Below are 19,556 nucleotides of genomic sequence, written 5' to 3'. Positions count from 1 at the left end.
ATATTTGAAACTAAATTATAATTGTTTTTTTTGCTTTGTTCAATTTCCACAATAATGTATATTTTGGATCGGTTCAGCAAATGTTTGTAAAAACCAGGATTTACGAAAGAATGGAAAAACTAATTCGGCAACCAGGGTCAGCCGGTAAATTTTATTCAAAGCAAAAAAATATTTTAGAACGTGAAGTTGCCGTTTTTTTGGAAAGCTCCAAAGTTGAAAAAGAAGCCAACAACGTTTATGGGCTGATTGTGCCTAATGACGAATTGATGGTTTGTGGTGGTGTTGCCGCCCGTGCTTACCGGCAAATACTTGATTTGGACATTGATTATGTTGTGGTAATTTCAACCAGCCTACACACCTATTTTGAAGAAGTTTCTCTATTTAAAGGCGATGCATACTCAACACCAATTGGCGATGTAAATATTGATAAAGATCTTGTCTGGCAACTGGCCAATAGTAACGATGCACTTATTTCATCCACACTTGGACATGAGATGGATGAACATGGAATTGAAATTCAGCTGCCCTTTTTACAACAGGTCCTCTATAGTTTTAAACTAATCCCGATAATTATGGGCAATCAGGATTCCGCAAATATTGACGCACTCACAACAGCTTTATCCGGAGCATTGAAAGGAAAGAATGCTTTGATAATTGCCAGCTCAAATTTATCTACACATTTTTCCAGAGAAAAAGCTTCGGTAATAGATAAAAATGCACTCGACTATATCGGGAATTTTGACGCCTCTAAATTAAATGAAGAATTTCAGGAAGGCGACATAGAAATGAATGGTGGCGGCGCTGTAATAACTGCCATGAATGTGTGTAAAAATTTAGGTGCTACTAAATCAAAAGTTTTATTATACAGAAATTCCGGCGATATGGGAAATTCCACAGACCAGGTTACCGGTTATGTTTCGGCAATGTTCTATTCTTAATATCCTTTGTTAACCAAATCATACATTTCTCATAAATTCTAAAAAAATAAAACACAACAGATTGCCTCTCACACAATTTTCTCCTAATTTTCTGCTTTTTATTTTAATGATCTGATTATGACCCCAAAAAAAATTCTACTTGTAGCAGCTGAAGTTTCCGGTGATGACCATGCGGCTGAGGTTGGACGTTTCTTGCAAAAAAAAATCCCTACAATAAAAATTAGCGGGATTGGTGGCGATCAACTTGCCGGCCTCGGTATGAACATTTTATTCCATGTACGGCAAATGGCCTTTTTAGGAGTTGGGGAAGTAATAAAGCATTTGCCATTTATACTCAAAGTTCATAAAACATTAGTCAGCCATGCTGAAACCGAAAAACCCAATTGCATAATTCTTGTTGACTATCCGGGTTTTAATCTGCGCCTGGCCAAAAGCCTGAAAAAGTTAAATATCCCAATCATTTATTATATCAGCCCGCAACTTTGGGCATGGAACAGCGGCAGGGTAAAAAAAATAAAAAAGTATGTAGATCAAATGATTGTACTCTTTCCTTTTGAAGAAAAATTCTATAAAGAAAATGGTGTAAATGCTAAGTATGTCGGACACCCGCTTGTTGATCACCACCATACATTTTTACCGGACTCGATTAAACAAATCAAAAAAGGTTTTGTAAAAATTGGCTTACTGCCGGGCAGCCGCAAACAAGAAGTAACATCACTTTTAAACCGAATGATTGAAACTGCGCGTAGTCTGTATAAACAAAACATTATTAATGAAGCTGAGATAGTAAAAGTAGATCACCTTGAAAAGGAACTATATTCCACGCAATTAAATGATGATGACTTTATAAAAATTGTTCAGAAGCCGTTGAAAGATTGTCTTTTGGAATACGATGCCGTGATTGTTGCATCTGGTACAGCAACTTTGGAATGTGGTTATTACGGTGTTCCGATGCTGATTGTTTACCAGGTTAATCCACTTACTTTTATTCTTGGACGCTTACTGGTAAAAATAAAAAATATCGGGCTGGTAAATATTGTTGCTGAAAAACAAGTTGCCGTTGAATTGATTCAGGATGACTTTTCCGTGCACAGAGCAATCCGGGAAATGAAGATTTTGTTGGATGAAAATGAAAACCAAAAAGTTCGAAATAATTTGCTTGTTATTCGTGAAAAACTTGGTGAGCCCGGCGCTTCAAAACGCACAGGACAAATAGTTTTGGACATGCTAAATAAAAACTAAATGAACAAAGTAAAACTTTATCAGGATAAAATAACAATTGCCGGACAAGCTTTTTTGCTTGAACGGGTAAAAAATCTGGATGACCTGGTTGATGAAATAAGCGATGAGCTTTTTAATGAAGATGAGCGGCTGCCTTATTGGGCCGAGTTATGGCCATCTGCATTTGCTTTAACTGAATTCATTTTGCAAAATAGAGAGATTTTTAAAAATAAAAACATTCTCGAACTTGGTTGTGGAATGGGATTAACCTCAATGGCGTTATCATTAACAAATCCCGGACAATTCACTACCACCGATTATGAGCAGGCTGCCTTAGAAGCAACCACTAAAAATTATCATATAAATAAGATTGAATCTGTACCGGAATTAAAATTGCTGGATTGGCGCAAACCAAATCTTAAAAAAAAATTTGAGCTGATTGTTGCCTCGGATGTAGCATATGAGGAGAGATTTTTTCAGCCGTTAACCGATCTGTTTAAAAATCATCTTTCGGAAGATGGAGAAATAATTCTGGCTGAACCAAACCGGACAATCGCCCGTACATTTTTCGGAAAGCTGGCCATGGCTGGCTTCCAATTTAATACAATCGATAAATTTGTTGAGCAGGAAGGGAAAAATATAAAAGTAACTATTTACAGGATTGTGCATAAAAAATAATCAATAAGTGTTTTTTTGAAGGAGGGGGAAATGACACTTAAACTTGAAGAACAAGCCCGGTTAGAAAAAAAACTACCCGGTTATTTGCCTATCGAGCAAATGCGTCAATGGTTAATTGACCAGATTAACAGTATTGACAAAGATCGGCGCAGTATTAAAGAACGGCTCGCTGCTGCTGAAAAAGATCAGTCTGGTCGGTTTATTAAAGATGGTGATGTGCGTGCTAAAACTAAAAATCACTATCTCAAAATGGAGCGGCTTTTTTACCGAAACAAGCTTGGAGAGATTAACCAGAAAATAAAAGAACGAAATGTAGCCAAGCATTCTATCGGGAAAAATGAAGTTCATATTTTTATTGAAATGGCAAAATTGCTTGAAGAACGCGACTATGTTCTTTATGATGAAATTCGTGACCAGGCAGAAATTAACCTGAACATCCGCAAAAGAAAAACCAGCAGTAGTTATGTTAAAATGATGAAAGACAACGGGAATGGCTGACGAAACGAACCCACATTTGAATTTTCTTGTTTTGCCTATCGACGGAATGACCTGCGCTTCTTGCTCTGCACGTGTTAAACAAAGTATTGAAGGAATAGACTGGGTTCAATCGGTGGATGTAAACCTGGCGGCGGAACAAGCCGCGATCGGATTTAATGGTCCAGCGGTAGATGCAGAAAAACTTATATCTACGATTGAGGATGCCGGTTATAATATTCGCACAAGAACCTCTGAAATTGTAATCCCCGGTTTTAGCGATCCAACCATGATATCATCCCTACAATCCGCATTTTCAGAAATCCCGGGAGTTGGAAACAGCCATTTTAATCCTGCAAATGAGATTTTAAGTCTGACCTACATTCCTGGAATTGTGCCGGTAAGGCTGGTAGAAAAAACTATTGCCAAAGAAACAGGTATTAAAGTTATTTGGCGGGAACAAACCAGCGGTATCGATGAAGAGCATGAGCGGAAAAGCCTCGAACGCATTCAAAAACAATTCAGGGATTCTGTTTTATCTATTGTTTCCGCCATTGTGGTTTTTGTAGCAACCATGCCCCATTTTTTTCCTTTTATTGAATCAGTACCAGCTTATGCGCGGCACAGCCTGGCCTTTATTTTAACAACCTGGGTTTTATTTGGCGCAGGCCATTCAATCTTAAAAGGATTTTTTCACAAATTGAAACCAGGCAAATCTGATATGAATACCCTTGTTTCAATTGGCGCCGGTACTGCCTGGCTCTATAGCACAATAGTTATGATTGGCGGATTTATTCTTCCACAAATATTTGTGGGCTATCCTTTGTTTTTTGATTCTGCTGCATTTATAACCGGATTTATACTATTGGGTCGGTCATTAGAAGCAAGAGCAAAAAAACAAACAGGTCTTGCATTAAACTCGCTGCTAAAATTACAACCGGATCAAGCACGCAGAGAAACAAACGGGTCCGTTGAAATAGTTGAAACAAACCAGCTAAAAAGTGAAGACATTTGCATCATAAAAAATAGTGAGCGCATCCCAGCCGATGGTGTGCTTCTCTCAGACCATTCAGAAATTGATGAAGCCATGTTAAGCGGAGAAAGCCTGCCGGTTACAAAAGAAAAAGGTCAATTGGTTTTAACGGGAACAATCAATACAGGTAGCGAGATCAAATTCAGGGTATTGAAAACCGGTTCTGAAACGGCGTTAGGTCAAATTGTTCAATGGGTACGCCAGGCCCAAAACAGTCAACCACCTGTTCAAAAACTTGTTGATAAGATTGCCTCAGTTTTTGTACCGATTGTTATAGTTGTGGCCTTTGTTACCTTGCTTGTTTGGCTGATTAGCGGCCAGGGTTTAAGCTTGTCACTAATGCATTTTATAAATGTGATTGTTATCGCCTGTCCATGTGCTTTGGGATTAGCGACACCGACAGCCATTATTGTGGCCATGGGACGTGCTGCAAATTCCGGGATTCTTGTAAAAGATGCATCTGTTTTAGAGAAGCTGTTACATGTTGATACTTTCCTTTTTGATAAAACGGGCACTTTGACTGAAGGCAAATTATCGTTTGAGAAGTCTATAGTATTAAAGGGTGATGAAGACAATTTGCTAGCTGTGGCTGCTTCGTTGGAAAAACATTCGACTCACCCGATTGCAAAGGCAATTATTAAGGAAACAGAATCGCGTAATTTAAAAATCGCTAATCTTGAAAAAGCCGATATGTTGACCGGCTTTGGTATAAAAGCTGTTTTGGACGGAAAAGCTATTGGTGCCGGAAACAAAAAATTAATGCAGGCAATGGGAGTTACGCTGCCTGAGGATATTGATACTCAAATCGAAACGCTTGCAGGATTAGGAATGTCCCTGGTTTTTATTGCCCGGGAAAAAGAATTACTTGGATTGATCGGCCTGGCAGATTCCATCCGCAGTGAGGCCCAAATCGTGATCGCTAAACTTCATCTCCATAAAATGGAAACAGCGATGGTTACAGGTGATGCTGAAAAAACTGCGCGGCACATTGCTAATTTGTTATCAATTTCGGAAGTATATGCTGAACAGCCACCACAAATGAAATCCGGGATAGTTAAAAAAATTCAAGAGAAAGCTAAAACTGTTGCTATGATTGGTGATGGTGTAAATGACGCCGTTGCACTTTCTCAGGCAGATATTGGTATTGCACTGGCCGAAGGAACGGATGTTGCCGTAGAGGCGGCTGACCTTGTTCTATTAAGACCTGATTTAAACCTTCTTCTTAAAATAAAAAACCTGGCTAACCGAACTGAAAAAACAATCAAACAAAACCTGTTTTGGGCATTTGGCTATAATGTTTTAATGATGCCCTCTGCTGCTGGATTGCTTTATTTGTTGTTTGGGATTTCTTTTAATCCGGCTTTTGCAGCATTGGCGATGGCGTTAAGCTCGGTTTCTGTCGTAACAAATAGTTTGCGGTTAAAACGGGCTAAGATTGATAATTAGAAATTAGAAATTAGAAATTAGAAATTAGAAATTAGAAATTAGAAATTTTACTACACGATATTACCAAAGGCAACAATCATTATTCTTACTTCCCTTCATACTCCAAAAGCCAGTGATAATAATTTGTCGTATCCGTTTTAACGGCCATGTGAAAAAGTCCCTTTGGAATCAAAATTGATCCTTCAAAAATGTCACCACTTTTCTCTAAAGGAAAAAACTCTTCATTAATAACTGCAACCATCTCATAAGCATTTTTCAATTCAATCTTAAAATTTTGTTTACTGCCTTCGGATAATACAAAGTTAACAGGCTGATGAACAAAAGCATTCAAATCAAAAAACTTGCCATACTGTTTTACAAAAAGTTTATTCTTACTTGTATTGTTTGTAACAGTAACCTGGTAATCACATGCCCAATTATACTGCTCGGTGTCACGGCCAATCTTGGTAAAAAGCCGCATTATATAATTTCCGTTACCCGGAAAATTGGCATTGACAAAATAGACGCTATTTTTGCGTTGTACAAAACTATGATGATCATCCAATTGGTTCTCACCGGATACAAGTTTCACAGATAAAAATGTATTTTCCGGAGCTTCAAGCTCAACAAGCAAATTACCATTTGAAGATATTTTGGAATTTAGATGACTCTTTAATTTTAATCCGTTTTTGAAAAATGCAGGACGCATCAAAACAAGATTATCAAACTGTTTGCGGGTAATTGGCTTTTTTAATAATTGCCATGATTCATCTTCGGGCAGGTGATCATAAATAAGCTGATTGGGATCTGTTAGAAAATAATGTCCGTTAAACTGACGGGTAAATTTCTCCGAATTGATATGCCCGGCTCCCCAGGTTGCATCCAGTAGATACCAGCGATAGTTAATTTTAACTGCATTCCAGGCATGATTGGGCCTGCCGGTAAGCCGCTCTCCATACCCCTTTGACCAACCAGCAATAAGTTTACTTTTAATGCCAGCTTCCCTGCACATACGGTTGAACAACTCGGCATAACCTCCACATACAGCCCGGCCGCTTCTAATTACTCGTTCCGGATCATCAACAATCAAACGTCTGTCAAAAAATGCTTCTACATCATAGTTAATATTTTGGGTAATCCAGCGGAAAATAGAACGCACTTTTTCAAGATCGTTTTTTGCCGGGCGTGTAAGGTAATTTACTAATGCCGGTATTGAATTTTTTAAACTTTGCGGAGCTGCATCAGCATGTCTGTCAATTTTTGTAAAATCATTTTGGGCGAAAAGTCCAGGTGCTATTCCAACAACAAAAAAGATTATTATTATGGCGTAACAAATATTTTGTCTCATTGTGAAAATCCTGCAAGTAAAGTTTAATGACTTATTTAACCAAATAAAATCGAGATATTCTAACTCTTTTTAAGGTTGTCTTCAAATTCAAAAATTAAAATATTTCACTTGACAGCCACATATTTTTTTTCGAGTTTTGTAACCCGCAAAAATTAAACACATCTTAAACAGGGATTATTCAAGAAAATAAAAGGAATTAGAATGCAGAAATTAGTCATCGTTTCAATTATTCTATTCATTGCTGTTGCTCTTTTTCTTTATGCACAGCAATCTGCAATACCAAAAGATTTTGATTCTATCACAGCAGAAGAAGTAAAAAAGAAAATCGAAAACAAAGAAGACCTGCTTCTTTTGGATGTTCGGACACCAGGTGAGTTTAATGGTCCTTTAGGACATTTAGAAGGGGCTATATTGATCCCCGATTTTAGCCTGGCCGATAGTGTTGGGAAATTGGAAAAGTACAAAGGCAAAGAAGTAATTGTGTATTGCCGTAGTGGAAACCGCAGCCAGAATGCAACACGAATTATGCTGGCCAATGGCTATAAAGCAGTAAATATGCTTGGCGGTATGAAAGCCTGGAACAAACTTTAAAATTGAAGGATTTTAAGATTGACAATTGAAGGATTAACTGGTTCCATAGGTATATCCATTCAATCTTTCAGTATTACAATCTTCCGATCTTTCAACCCCTAGATGTCCATAAAATCAATAGCGTGTTTTTCATTGAACTGCTGAATGGAATGAGTCATATGGCCGACAATGTCATGCTCAACAGATCGAAGAGCTGCTTTGGTGGCATTCATAATCGCTTTGGCATTTGAGCGGCCATGAGATTTTATTACCAGCTTATTGAAACCCAAAATGGGCGCGCCGCCATACTCCGAATAATCCGTTTTAGCTTTTACTTTTTTAACACCTTTTGCTAAAAAAGCCAATCCTATTTTCCAGGTAAGTTTCTTTTTAAAAGCATATTTGCCCATATCTTTTGCAACTTCACCAACACCTTCAAGAAGTTTTAGAACAACGTTGCCGACAAATCCTTCTGTAACCACAATTTCAACATCGCCTTTAGGAACTTCCTTGCCTTCAACATTGCCTACAAAATTGAGATCTTTTTCATTTTTTAAATATTTATAAGTCTGGCTAAGAACCGGGCCGCCTTTTGTCTCTTCTTCGCCGTTGTTTAATAAACCAATCCTGGGACGCTCAACACCCATAATTTCAGAAACATAATAACTGCCCATAAAAGCGAAATGTGACAGTTGTTTAGCTGTACAACGGATAGTGGCGCCTACATCAAGCATAAGAGCAAACCCCTTACTATCCGGCGTAAATTTAGCCGTTGGGTAAATCGCTGCTAATGCTGAACGTTCAAGTCCTTCTATCATATGCAGATTTTTTACGCAAGCCAAAACCGTTGCCCCTGTATTTCCGGCACTAACAAGTGCATCTGCTTTGCCGGCATCCAATAATTTCAAAGCCATTGTTATACTTGCATTTGGTTTACTCTCCAAAGCTTTTTTAGGTGAGTCATCCATTGTAATAAACTCTTCTGTATGCACAATCTCAAGCTCTTTATCATAATTATTTATGGCAAGCTCTCTGCGGATTGCTTTCTCATCCCCGATCAGAACAACATTTAAATCAGGTTCATCATTTAATGCCTGGACAACACCTTTAATAACTTCCTGTGGTGCAAAATCGCCGCCCATTGCATCGATTGCTATCTTGTTTACCATGTTGCCTCCATAAATGAAAAAATGATGAGATATCCGAAATATCTTGAAAAGAAAGGGTTTGAAAATACATAAGTTTAATTTACATTTCCACCTTTAGCAATTATCAAATCAAACAATACTGCTCTTCTTATAATCCTGATCGTTTCTTGCTCATTATTTTATCAGTAAGAATAAGAGCCGGAAACGTAAAATCAAACCATGACTGCACTGCAAACACTTCAAAAATATTTTAATTACGATTCGTTTCGTTCCGGACAAACAGAAGTAATTGAACACACTCTCAGCAAAAAGAATTCCCTGGTGGTTATGCCAACCGGGAGCGGAAAATCTTTGTGTTTCCAGGTTCCGGCGTTAATGCAGGATGGTGTGACCATTGTAATCTCCCCGCTTATTGCTTTAATGAAAGACCAGGTTGACCAGCTTGTAAATTTAAAAATACCGGCCACATTAATAAACAGCAGCATCAGCCAGGATGAACAGGCTCAACGCATCCGGGATATTGAAAGTGGTGAATACAAAATTGTTTACATCGCCCCGGAAAGATTTTATTCACAAAAATTTATGGAAATGATTAGCCAGGTGCCTATTTCCCTTTTTGCCATCGATGAGGCGCATTGTATTTCGCAATGGGGACACGATTTTCGCCCGTCCTATCTTAGGCTCAATGATGTTATAAAATCATTAAATAATCCTCCTGTAATTGCATTAACAGCAACAGCCACAACACGCGTACAAGATGATATTCTCGATCAACTCGATCTTGCAAAAAGTAAAACATTTGTCAGCGGATTTGACCGGCCAAACCTGAAGTTTATTGCTGTTGGTCTAAACGAGGAAAAAAAGAAAAAGGAATTGATCCGCATAGTAAAATCTATAAATGGATCCGGCATTATCTATGTAGCAACAAAAAAGGCGGTTGCTGAGATTAGCTCCTTTCTTTCAGAAAATGGGTTGCCTGCGGCAGGTTATCATGGCGGGATGGAAAAATTTCAACGCAATGAAGCTCAGAATAATTGGCTCAGAAACAGTCCTAAAATTATTGTTGCTACAAATGCTTTTGGAATGGGTATCGACAAACCTGATGTACGCTTTGTAATTCACTACAATACACCCGGCTCTATGGAAGCATATTACCAGGAAGCCGGGCGCGCAGGGCGAGATGGTCGTGTTTCATACTGCCTCTTGTTTCACAGCTACCGCGACAGGCGCATCCAGGAATTTTTGATCGAGAACTCTTTTCCACCTGAGCAGACAATTCGAGATGTATACGATTTTTTACTTGACCTTGACAGAACTGAAATACTGCTGACTTATAAAGAAATTGCAGCACGAACCGGAACCCATGAAATGCAAGTTGGTTCAGCAGTTAAAGCCTTAGAAAAACAAAACATTTTAAAAAGAATGACAAAAAGCTATGTTACTTTTCAGGCAGATATTATTGTTAGTAATGAGCGCGCATTAAGTACAACCAAACGGGCACCTTTGCAGCACAAGCTTATAAACTACTTTATAAGTAAACAGGATAATGTGTTTGAGTTGAATGAAACTCTGGCCTTTTTGGAGATAACCCAGGAACAGTTTTCCGGCACAATGCACAATCTTGAAAATAAAAGTTTAATTTTGTATCAACCTCCGTTTCGCGGACGAGGCATTGAAATTACCTCTAAAAAAGTGGCCTGGGAAAAAATTGGCATTGACTGGCCTGCTTATCAAAAACAGATGGATTTGCAATACAAAAAACTGGACGATATTGAAAATTATGCAAGCAGCCTGAGTTGTCGGCGTACCTATATTTTAGAATACTTTGGCGAAAAGCATTCCGATAATAATTGTAATGGTTGCGATATTTGCCTGGATTGGAAATCTCCCGAAGCTGGAGAAAGAGGATCTGATAAAACCGCTGATCCAATCAAAACGATTGTGCATTGCGTTTGGGAATATGATGGTAAATTTGGCATTACAACCATTGCCAACATCCTCAAAGGAAACAGCGAAGACCGTTTTTCTAAACGCCGGATTGACGAATCAATTTATTTTGGGGCAATCCAATCCCGTGAAATAAAGGATATTATCCGCATGATTTATGTTGCCATAAAAAATAAGTATATCCGAAAACAAGGGAATGATTACCCTGTCCTTTCTGTTTCAAATAGTGGCATTTCTTTTCTAAGAAAATAAAGCGAAAAATTGCATCAAATAGTGTAAGACCTTTATTATGCTTTTTCTAATTTTCCTGATACTAATTGTTATCACCTTTTAAGCAAGGAGATTATATGTTGGATTTTACTGGAAAAACTGTACTTGTTACCGGAGGAAGTCGCGGAATTGGGGCAGCAACTGTGCGTGCTTTTGCCAGCCGTGGAGCTAATGTGGCCTTTAACTATAATAAAAATTATCGGGCTGCTGATTTGCTTAAACAGGAATGTGAAAAGTATGGCGGTAAAATATTTTTTATGGAATGTGATGTTAGCGCATATAATGAAGTAGAACTTTATTTAAAAAAAATGGCCGTTAAACTCGATTCGGTTGATATTCTGGTCAACAATGCCGGGATTTGGAGTGAGGCAAATATTGACAACTTTACAGTTGATCTTTGGCGCAAAACAATTCAGGTAAACTTAGACAGTGTATTTTATTTTACAACTCTCATAGCCCGCCAAATGCGTGAAAAAAATATAAGTGGATCAATCATAAATATTTCCTCAACGGCCGGCCAGGTTGGAGAAAAAAACTATTCCCATTATGCAGCATCAAAAGGTGGAATAATCAGTTTTACAAAATCTGTAGCACAAGAATTGGGCCCGGATGGTATTCGCGTAAACTGCATCGCACCGGGTTGGATTGAGACAGATATGACTGAAGAGTATATGAAGCACAATAAAAAAAGTGTTAAAAAAAACATGCCGCTTGGTTTTATCCCGGAACCGGATGACATTGCTAATGGCATTTTGTTTCTTGCTTCAGATATGGCGCGTGCGATAACAGGTGAAATATTAAATATTAATGGTGGCAGTGTCTTGTGCGGTTAAGAGAATGATTAAGAAAAAGAATAAGTATGAATAGAAACGAAGCACTAAAAATTTTAAAAGAGTATACTAAAAGTGAAAGCCTGCTTAAACATGCATATGCCGTAGAAGCTGCCATGCGTGCTTATGCTGAGAAGTATGAAGAAGATGTTGACCATTGGGGAATTACCGGATTATTGCATGATTTTGATTATGAAATGTTTCCTGAAAACCATCCTTACAAAGGCAACCAAATCCTGAAAGAAAAAAAAGTCGATGAGGACATTTTAACTGCAATAATGGGTCATGCCACATTTTCCGGTGTTGCGCGGGATTCATTGATGGCAAAATCACTTTTTGCCGTGGATGAGCTTTGCGGATTTATCACAGCCGTAACTCTTGTAAGACCGACAAAAGCCCTCAGTGAGGTTAAGGTAAAATCTGTAAAGAAAAAGATGAAAGACAAAAGATTTGCCGCAAAAGTGAACCGTGAAGAAATGTTACAAGGCGCTGAAGAACTTGGTGTGGATTTTGACGAACATGTTATGTTTGTTGTGAATGCCTTGAGTGGAATAGCTGCAGAATTAGATCTTAATCCTTAACAAATATTTGGCTACAAGCTATAAAATAATTTCAATAGAAGTCAGCAACAGCGGCTCAAATCTATAATTTTCTCTTCGCTGGAAAAGTGCTTGAGGAGAAATTTCCAAAAACAACCACTCTCCCCATAATTTACTTCTAAACTCAAGTGCAAATGTATGGCCGTTAATTACAGTTCTCGGTCTTGTTTGTCCGCCTATTCGCCAGTAAACACCCAATACATTGTTTCGGGTTGTGAAATGTCTTAAAAAGAAAACTTGTTTTAAATCCACACCTTTGGACTGTTCGGACCAGGTTGCAGAACTGCGGGTCCTGAAAATGGTGTCTTCTCCTAATGGCCTTCCTGACTCAAACTGAGTTTTTTCACCAAAACCATTATCTGCAAAGAAAAATGCTGTCTGAACCAGGCGCAGGTTCCACTGGCCCACATTATAGCTGTATCTAAAACGTGAAAGGGCAAATGCATTTATTTCATCAATGCGAATTTTGAGTCCTGTTATAAACTTTAAGTGCTGCTCCAGTTCGGTAACCGGGGCAAACTGAATCCCTAGCAGAGAACTTGATTTTCTATCATCATCCAAAACCGGTTGATCATTTGTATAATCATTTAGATCCGGTTCCTGGTCATCATCATTATCCGGAATGCTGCTTAAAAAAACCTGCCAGCGATTTTGTAAACGTGGAAGTACAAGATTTAATCGAATTGGTATAGGATAATTTAATTGGCCTTTTTCACTCCATTGAATTCCCGGTTTTATACGAATACGGCTTGTTTGAAGTTCTTCCTCAATATGCTCATTACTAAAAAAGCGATCTACCCGGTCTGTCAGTTTTTGAACAAGCGAAACTTTCTTTTTTCCATTGGTTAGATTTTCATTATAATTTTCCAAAGTGTCTGCAGATACATTTTGAGCATTAACCTGGAAAGTAATGCAAAATAGCAAACTTAGAAGAAATAAAAACTGGATATATCGTTTGATGGATTTTACATTTTTCAAAAATTATCATCCTAAAAATATCTTGTTCTAAAACTTACAAAATTAAGCCAAATAAAATCAGAGGAAATAAATTAACTTAAAATGAATTTGGAAAACAATCCTCATTTGTATCCAAATTTCAAGCATATTATCTTGAGTTTTAAAAACACTAAAAATCATAAAAAGACTTATTATGAAAATATGGGTAGATGCTGATGCTTGTCCACGCGTAATAAAAGAAATCTTGTTCCGTGCAGCTGAACGAACCGGGATAGAAATGACGCTGGTTGCAAACCATCCTATTCCCCTTCCAAAGAAAAAGAACATTGATTTCATTCTCGTAAAATCCGGATTTGATGTTGCCGATAATGAGATTGTTAATAGGCTGGCAGTTGGTGATTTGGTCATTACCGCAGATATTCCATTGGCAGCGGAAGTGATTGAAAAAGGTGGATTAGCACTCAATCCTCGTGGTGAACTTTATTCAGCAAATTCGATAAAAGCTAAACTTAGCATGCGTAATTTTATGGACAGTTTACGTTCGATGGGAGTTGAAACAGGAGGACCGGCAGCAATAAATAAAAACGACCGGAATACGTTTGCCAATAATCTGGACAAAATTTTGAGATAGGAATAAAAGGATGAATTGGATAATTATTTGTACCCGGTTGTGAATAAATTTCTTGCTCCTCTGATGCCGCATTTCTGATATTTATTATAAGCTTTAGCGGCTCTTTCATCAATCTTTATACCCGATTCGTTCAAAATCCAACCTTCTATCGCAGCTTCTAATGTATATGCCTCCGGAGCCATCAAATGTGTTGTCCATAAAAGTGGGTTTGCACCTGATTTTCTAATCTCTGAAGAGAAATAATCTCTGCTATAACAGGCAAGAATTATTACATCTTTTGATTTTTCTACTTTATTGTAGTCTATATCAACAGCAAATTCCATGAGTCCATCATGTCCAACATACGCTTGTAAATCCGAGCTACCTCCAAAACCTAATTTTAATGAATCTAATCTTATTTTCACGGGAGATTGTCCATTTGATGCTTTTAGAAAATCTTCGATGCACACTTTAATTTGTTCCCCATCGTAAGCATCTGCAAGTAAGTAAAAATCTAAAGATTTATGCTTAAATAATAACCTTTCAAGAATTGCAGGATTTTTCGGGTTTATTGATTTTAGAAGTTGCCAATTATTTGATTTACTTATAAAAAATGTTTTTAAGCCATAGGCCGCTCCCCAATACAAATTATTCTTTGGATCTTTACCATCCCCAAGTTGATCCGGAACAGGTACTATTCCCTGGTTTTCATTATCACAAAGTGCAACATAAACATGGATTGTCTTTGTTTGCCCAACCGCAAGACTTACAAGTATTAAGAAAAGAGAAATGATTAAAGAAAATGTAGACATTTTAAAGATACCTGGCATGTTCAATTTTAATACAACTGTTCATAACTACTTTGAGTCCGGCATCTAATGCCAAACTAGCCGCTTCCTCATTGATTACACCCAGCTGCATCCAAACAGCCTTGGCTTTTATTTTAATAGCCTCCTCAACTATTGGAAGTACCATTTCTGAACGGCGAAAAATATTAACAATCTCGACGTCTCCCTCAATCTCACTAAGTAAATTATAGCATTTCAAATCAAAAACCTGGTCATAATTTGGATTAACCGGAATAATGTTATAACCACTGTTTATCATATAAAGGGAAACACCGTTGCTGGCACGATATGCATTTTGAGAGATACCAACAACTGCAATGTGTTTGTAGTTTTGGAGGATAGAACGGATCTCTTTTTCAGAATTTTTATACATAATTAAAAGGTTTTCAATAAAGTCTTTTCAGGTCAATGAGCCATACTTATCTAAAATTTCTTCCAATTTGGCCCGACCCGGAATATGAAATTTTGGGTTATTTAACAACACCTTGGCAAGAGTTAAGTACAACTCGGAATCTTTTGTTTTATGAATTTGCAAATATTGGATATGGCGGCGTAGTACATTTATATCACCGCGTTTAATTGGGCCAGATAAAATCTTATCTGCAGGAGCATTTTTATAATTTTCAACAACACCGTTTATCAGGGGCTGAAGAATATCGTTTTTAGAAATATCATCAATACCGGCCTGTCCAATAATATTTTCTGCTACGCTTAATAATGCCACCAAATAATTTGAAACCATAACACCTGCTACATGCAATCCAACTTTCTGATCATCATTCAGTTTTATAAATTTTGTTTTCAGCAGTTCAGAAATCTCCTTGGCTGCAAGAAGACATTTTTCATTTCCCTGAAAAGCAAGAATAATGTCGTTCCATTTTTTAGGATCAGAATATTTTTGGGCAAAACTCTGCATTGGATGAATGCTTGCTACGTATGCACCGCGGTTTTCAAGGTGTTCCAATTCTGAAGCATCCTTGGCTCCGCTTGTGTGAAAAATATTTTTGTAGGTGAGACGGTAAAGAAGAATTGAGCGTGTTGCTTCCTTGATCCGATCATCCTGTACACAAATAATGATCGTTTTAACAGAATTTACTATTTTGGGATTTAAATAATTCGTGTAGTTTTCTTCACTAATAAAATCGCTATTCTGATGGCTGTAATCCTGTTTGCCAAAAAGATGGACTTTCCCGGGAAATTTAGCATCAAGAGCCCGGAACAGCGATGTTCCTACATTTCCAGCACCAATTATTAAATATTTATTTTCTTTATCTTTTATTTTAGAGCTCATTAATTTTTGGTTTTCCCATTAATCCCATTTGCTTTCACCGGAATCACCAACATATTTGTCTTTAGGGAAAAAACGTAAATAAATTATGTCACTCAAACTAATGGCTTCTTTTGAATATGGATTTATTTCGCGTTCATAAAATTCATCATCAATAATTTTAGATGCAATTTTCCAACTACTCTCTTTATTTAATAAACTCAGGAATTCTACAAAATCCTGTTCGTTTTTCCTGAAAAGTTTTTTAACTACTTTGCGGCGTAAACGTCCGACAATCATTGGATTAAGATCTTCTAGAGGTGTGTCCGAACTAATTTGCTGAGCGACATGATCAGCCAAATCGCTGGCTACATTTCCATCTGCAACAGGCGCAGGAGCAGGTGTAGGTGCAGCAACTTCTTCTTCAATTTCGTCTTCTTCCAGATCGTCAATTTCCTCTTCCACCTCATCTTCTTTAAGCGAAAGGTCAACTTCACTTTCTTTTACTTCTATGCTTTCAACATCAACTTCGGGGGCGCTTTCTTCAATATCATCATAACTTGAGAAAGCTGATTCTTCAGGCTCTGCTTCAACATGTTTTTCGCCTGGAAGCTTACTGTCCTTTAATAGCGCTTCAATTTCATCAAAAGTAAGTTCTGAAAGCTCTGTCTCATATTTTGTTTTCTGTACCAACGCCGAGTAATCATCCAATTTGCGGTCACTTAAAGCATCGTATAAAATATCAATTGAGAGCTTTGTAATTTCGGTTTGGCGCGCTTCGCTGATTGCAGCCATTATAGATTTGATTGTTTTCAGGGTAGTACTCAGGCGGTCTTCTTCAAATGCTTTTTGATCAATCTGGTTTATTAAATCAATAAACTGATCATGACTGATACTGCGCAGATATTTTGTATTGAAGTAATCTGAAATTGCATTTTTATAATATTCAAACTTGAAGAAATATTTTAATGTATCGTAAACTTCCATTGTAGAAACAGTATCGCTATTTTTGAAAATAAACTGCGACAAGGTACGATGGGGTTTCACGATATAATTTAGTTCTAATTTTATTGCTCTTTCAAGAAGATGATTAAACTTTGTAAGCTCGAAAAATGAATTCTGTTGCAGTTTATCAAAAATCTGATCGATAAGCATTCTAACTTCTGGCTGGTCATAATCAAAACGGTCAGACTCAAATTTCTCTTCTTCTTCCCTTAACCATATTTCAACCTCCTGACTAAAGAAATGCATCACGGATTCAGGTATTTCTAATGTTTTTAGATAAGCGAGCGGGATGGTTTCCATTCTCTGATCTTTTAAAACAATTTCTTTCATTCGTTCGGTAAAAAGTTCTATGGTTTCATCTAACATGGGTTCTCCTTAAATAAAAATCTTTCATTCAATTTACTTTTCTGGTTCTTTTGGAGCAAATGTTACTGGATCTTGATTATATTTTTAGGCTTCGCTGTCAGGAGACGGCTTGATTCTTGATTCTTGATTCTTGATTCTTGATTCTTGATTCTTGATTCTTGATTCTTGATTCTTGATTCTTGATTCTTGATTCTTGATTCTTGATTCTTGATTAAAAAATTTGATCTAAACTATTATTAGTCAAATTTTTCATTATCAATTATTAATTATTTAAATCGTACCCAAACTTGACGGTTTCGCGGCCCGTCAAACTCACAAAAATATATACTTTGCCAGGTGCCCAACTGTAGTCGTCCATTTTCGGTGATCACTTGAACAGAAGAACCAAATAGTGTGGCTTTAATATGTGCCGCTGAATTTCCTTCCATATGACGGTAGCCATCTTCAAAAGGAACAATTTTATTTAGTTCCATCAGCATATCGCTTTGGACATCTGGATCGGCGCCTTCATTTATTGTAACACCGGCGGTTGTATGCGGAATAAAAACTGTTACAATGCCTTCTTTAAAATTATTCTGGCTAACCAGTTCCTGAATTTGGCCGGTCATATCCAGCATTTCAGTATGCGAATGTGTTTTAATATTAAATTTGATCATTCTTTCCCCGGTCATGTTTTAAGTTTTTTCTTTTTTGCTGCCGGGAAAAGTACATTATTCAAAATCAATCTATAACCCGGTGAATTTTTATGCAGGTTTAAGTCAGTTGGTGGATCGCCTACCCTGTGTGTATAATCTTCCGGATCATGCCCGCCATAAAAAGTAAAAGTACCTTTGCCAGAGTTTCCATGAATATATTTCACCTCATTGCTTTCTTCAATCTTACCCATAATGGTTACATGGCCTTTTAACTTTTCCTCCCGGAACATTGTTGTTTGCCCCATAAAACCTTTCACAATACCAACATGATTTTGAGTTAACATTGTTGGCACCGGATCATATTTTGCTGAGAATTCAAACAGGGTAAAATAATCACTTTCAGGGTCACGCAGGCGCGGCATATTACTAGGCGGAACATCGATATCCGAATACTCATAAACCGCTGGATTTGGAATCAAGGTGAAATCTTTAAAAGCGAAAGTGTTGCTAAAATTCAGTTTTGTATCGTAAGCGGGGTCAACCGGATCACCATCAAAAACCGATTCTACAATATCTGTGTTTGCTGCAGCGAGCGCAATATCCATGGCGTCCGTTGCCGAGCACATCGCAAATAAAAAACCGCCTTCATCCACATAATTTCTAATTTCGCGGGCAACTGCGCCTTTCTCTTTCGATACTTTGGAGAATCCCAACTTTTGCGCCAACTCCTCCGCCGCGATTTGTTGTTTTAAATACCAGGTTTCATTGCGGAAACTGGACCAGAATTTTCCATATTGTCCGGTAAAATCTTCATGGTGCAAATGAAGCCAATCATAGTCGCTTAGTTTTCCGGCTAAAACTTCAGTGTCATAAATATTGTCATATTCAATTTCTGAATAGGCCATAACCAAAGTTACCGCGTCGTCCCATGGTTGAAATCCCGGTGGAGAATAAACAGCAATTTTGGGTGCTTTTTCCAGCAAAACTTTTTCCATGTTGTTCTCTTCAATCTGGGCGTAAATATTATTGATAGTCGCAGCGCCCGGTTCTTCAAAAGTGACGCCTCGTAATTGAAGTTCCCTTTTGAAGCTTTCGCTGGACGTAAACAAAAATGAACCGCCCCTATAATTAAGCAACCATTCCACATTTACATTTTTCTTTAAAACCCAATATGCAATCCCATATGCCTTAATGTGGTTTGCCTGAGACAAATCCATCGGAACTAAAATATATTGCGCAGAAAGCGATGTTGACAAAAGAATTGTAAAAATATAGATTTTTATGTTTTTCATAGTTAGTTCTTTATTAAGATGTAAATATATTAACTCCAGTACAAGGTTTGCAATTCAGATGCTACCCTTCGTCTTCGCTCAGGGCGAAGTCTTTA

Annotated in this window: 19 protein-coding genes; 10 read left to right on the top strand and 9 right to left on the bottom strand. The window is 37.5% G+C overall.

All coding sequences use genetic code 11. The features are described from left to right. Nucleotides 1-110: 110 nt before the first annotated feature. The 5 genes from amrB (at nt 111) to HND50_10770 (ending at nt 5,790) form a co-directional block, all read left to right on the top strand. The gene (amrB, locus tag HND50_10790; GenBank protein NOG45713.1) at nt 111-938 is read left to right on the top strand and encodes an AmmeMemoRadiSam system protein B; all 828 of its coding nucleotides are present in this window, start codon (nt 111-113) and stop codon (nt 936-938) included. Nucleotides 939-1,055: 117 nt separating this feature from the next. Beyond that, nucleotides 1,056-2,180 (top strand): lipid-A-disaccharide synthase, encoded by a 1,125-nt coding sequence (gene lpxB, locus HND50_10785; protein ID NOG45712.1) that lies wholly within the window; start codon nt 1,056-1,058, stop codon nt 2,178-2,180. Continuing rightward, on the top strand, nt 2,181-2,837 hold the full coding sequence (locus tag HND50_10780) for a methyltransferase domain-containing protein (protein NOG45711.1): 657 nt from the start codon (nt 2,181-2,183) through the stop codon (nt 2,835-2,837). It begins immediately after the preceding gene. 30 nt (nt 2,838-2,867) lie between these two features. Then, on the top strand, nt 2,868-3,335 hold the full coding sequence (locus HND50_10775; protein ID NOG45710.1) for a hypothetical protein: 468 nt from the start codon (nt 2,868-2,870) through the stop codon (nt 3,333-3,335). After that, entirely contained in the window at nt 3,328-5,790 is a 2,463-nt protein-coding gene (locus HND50_10770; protein ID NOG45709.1) for a copper-translocating P-type ATPase, read from the top strand. The genes HND50_10775 and HND50_10770 overlap by 8 nt, the downstream gene beginning before the upstream one ends. An 85-nt stretch (nt 5,791-5,875) precedes the next feature. Here HND50_10770 and HND50_10765 read toward each other — a convergent pair whose 3' ends face one another. After that, entirely contained in the window at nt 5,876-7,117 is a 1,242-nt protein-coding gene (locus tag HND50_10765) for a hypothetical protein (protein NOG45708.1), read from the bottom strand. A gap of 201 nt (nt 7,118-7,318) precedes the next feature. Here HND50_10765 and HND50_10760 point away from each other — a divergent pair, with 201 nt between their 5' ends. Beyond that, nucleotides 7,319-7,708, top strand: coding sequence for a rhodanese-like domain-containing protein (locus HND50_10760; GenBank protein NOG45707.1), 390 nt, complete (start codon nt 7,319-7,321; stop codon nt 7,706-7,708). A gap of 98 nt (nt 7,709-7,806) precedes the next feature. Here HND50_10760 and plsX read toward each other — a convergent pair whose 3' ends face one another. After that, nucleotides 7,807-8,856 carry a phosphate acyltransferase PlsX gene (gene plsX, locus HND50_10755; protein NOG45706.1) on the bottom strand — a complete coding sequence of 350 codons (1,050 nt, stop codon included), beginning with the start codon at nt 8,854-8,856 and terminating at the stop codon, nt 7,807-7,809. A 198-nt stretch (nt 8,857-9,054) separates the two neighbouring features. Here plsX and HND50_10750 point away from each other — a divergent pair, with 198 nt between their 5' ends. The 3 genes from HND50_10750 (at nt 9,055) to HND50_10740 (ending at nt 12,463) form a co-directional block, all read left to right on the top strand. Next, a complete protein-coding gene (locus HND50_10750; protein NOG45705.1) occupies nt 9,055-11,034 on the top strand; it encodes an ATP-dependent DNA helicase RecQ in 1,980 nt (659 codons plus the stop codon). A gap of 95 nt (nt 11,035-11,129) precedes the next feature. Beyond that, nucleotides 11,130-11,885 (top strand): 3-oxoacyl-ACP reductase FabG, encoded by a 756-nt coding sequence (gene fabG / locus HND50_10745; GenBank protein ID NOG45704.1) that lies wholly within the window; start codon nt 11,130-11,132, stop codon nt 11,883-11,885. 26 nt (nt 11,886-11,911) lie between these two features. Then, nucleotides 11,912-12,463, top strand: coding sequence for an HD domain-containing protein (locus HND50_10740; GenBank protein NOG45703.1), 552 nt, complete (start codon nt 11,912-11,914; stop codon nt 12,461-12,463). A gap of 18 nt (nt 12,464-12,481) precedes the next feature. Here HND50_10740 and HND50_10735 read toward each other — a convergent pair whose 3' ends face one another. Beyond that, a complete protein-coding gene (locus HND50_10735) occupies nt 12,482-13,459 on the bottom strand; it encodes a hypothetical protein (GenBank protein ID NOG45702.1) in 978 nt (325 codons plus the stop codon). A 172-nt stretch (nt 13,460-13,631) separates the two neighbouring features. Here HND50_10735 and HND50_10730 point away from each other — a divergent pair, with 172 nt between their 5' ends. Continuing rightward, nucleotides 13,632-14,069, top strand: a complete 438-nt coding sequence (locus tag HND50_10730; GenBank protein ID NOG45701.1) for a YaiI/YqxD family protein — start codon at nt 13,632-13,634, stop codon at nt 14,067-14,069. A gap of 23 nt (nt 14,070-14,092) precedes the next feature. Here the strand turns inward: HND50_10730 and HND50_10725 are convergent, their stop codons facing one another. The 6 genes from HND50_10725 to HND50_10700 form a co-directional block, all read right to left on the bottom strand. Continuing rightward, a complete protein-coding gene (locus tag HND50_10725) occupies nt 14,093-14,860 on the bottom strand; it encodes a hypothetical protein (GenBank protein NOG45700.1) in 768 nt (255 codons plus the stop codon). A gap of 1 nt (nt 14,861) precedes the next feature. Next, nucleotides 14,862-15,269, bottom strand: a complete 408-nt coding sequence (locus tag HND50_10720; protein ID NOG45699.1) for a CoA-binding protein — start codon at nt 15,267-15,269, stop codon at nt 14,862-14,864. Nucleotides 15,270-15,296: 27 nt separating this feature from the next. Beyond that, on the bottom strand, nt 15,297-16,187 hold the full coding sequence (locus HND50_10715; GenBank protein ID NOG45698.1) for a DUF2520 domain-containing protein: 891 nt from the start codon (nt 16,185-16,187) through the stop codon (nt 15,297-15,299). 18 nt (nt 16,188-16,205) lie between these two features. Next, nucleotides 16,206-17,534, bottom strand: coding sequence for a hypothetical protein (locus tag HND50_10710; GenBank protein NOG45697.1), 1,329 nt, complete (start codon nt 17,532-17,534; stop codon nt 16,206-16,208). Nucleotides 17,535-17,800: 266 nt separating this feature from the next. Then, entirely contained in the window at nt 17,801-18,190 is a 390-nt protein-coding gene (locus tag HND50_10705) for a YjbQ family protein (protein ID NOG45696.1), read from the bottom strand. 11 nt (nt 18,191-18,201) lie between these two features. After that, nucleotides 18,202-19,461 carry an asparagine synthetase B gene (locus HND50_10700; GenBank protein ID NOG45695.1) on the bottom strand — a complete coding sequence of 420 codons (1,260 nt, stop codon included), beginning with the start codon at nt 19,459-19,461 and terminating at the stop codon, nt 18,202-18,204. Between the last annotated feature and the right edge of the window lie 95 nt (nt 19,462-19,556).

The organism is Calditrichota bacterium (genome assembly GCA_013112635.1).
GTDB lineage: Bacteria > Calditrichota > Calditrichia > Calditrichales > J004 > JABFGF01.
Note: the sequence above shows the minus strand (reverse complement) of the source record. Positions and strands in the feature narration are given on the sequence as shown.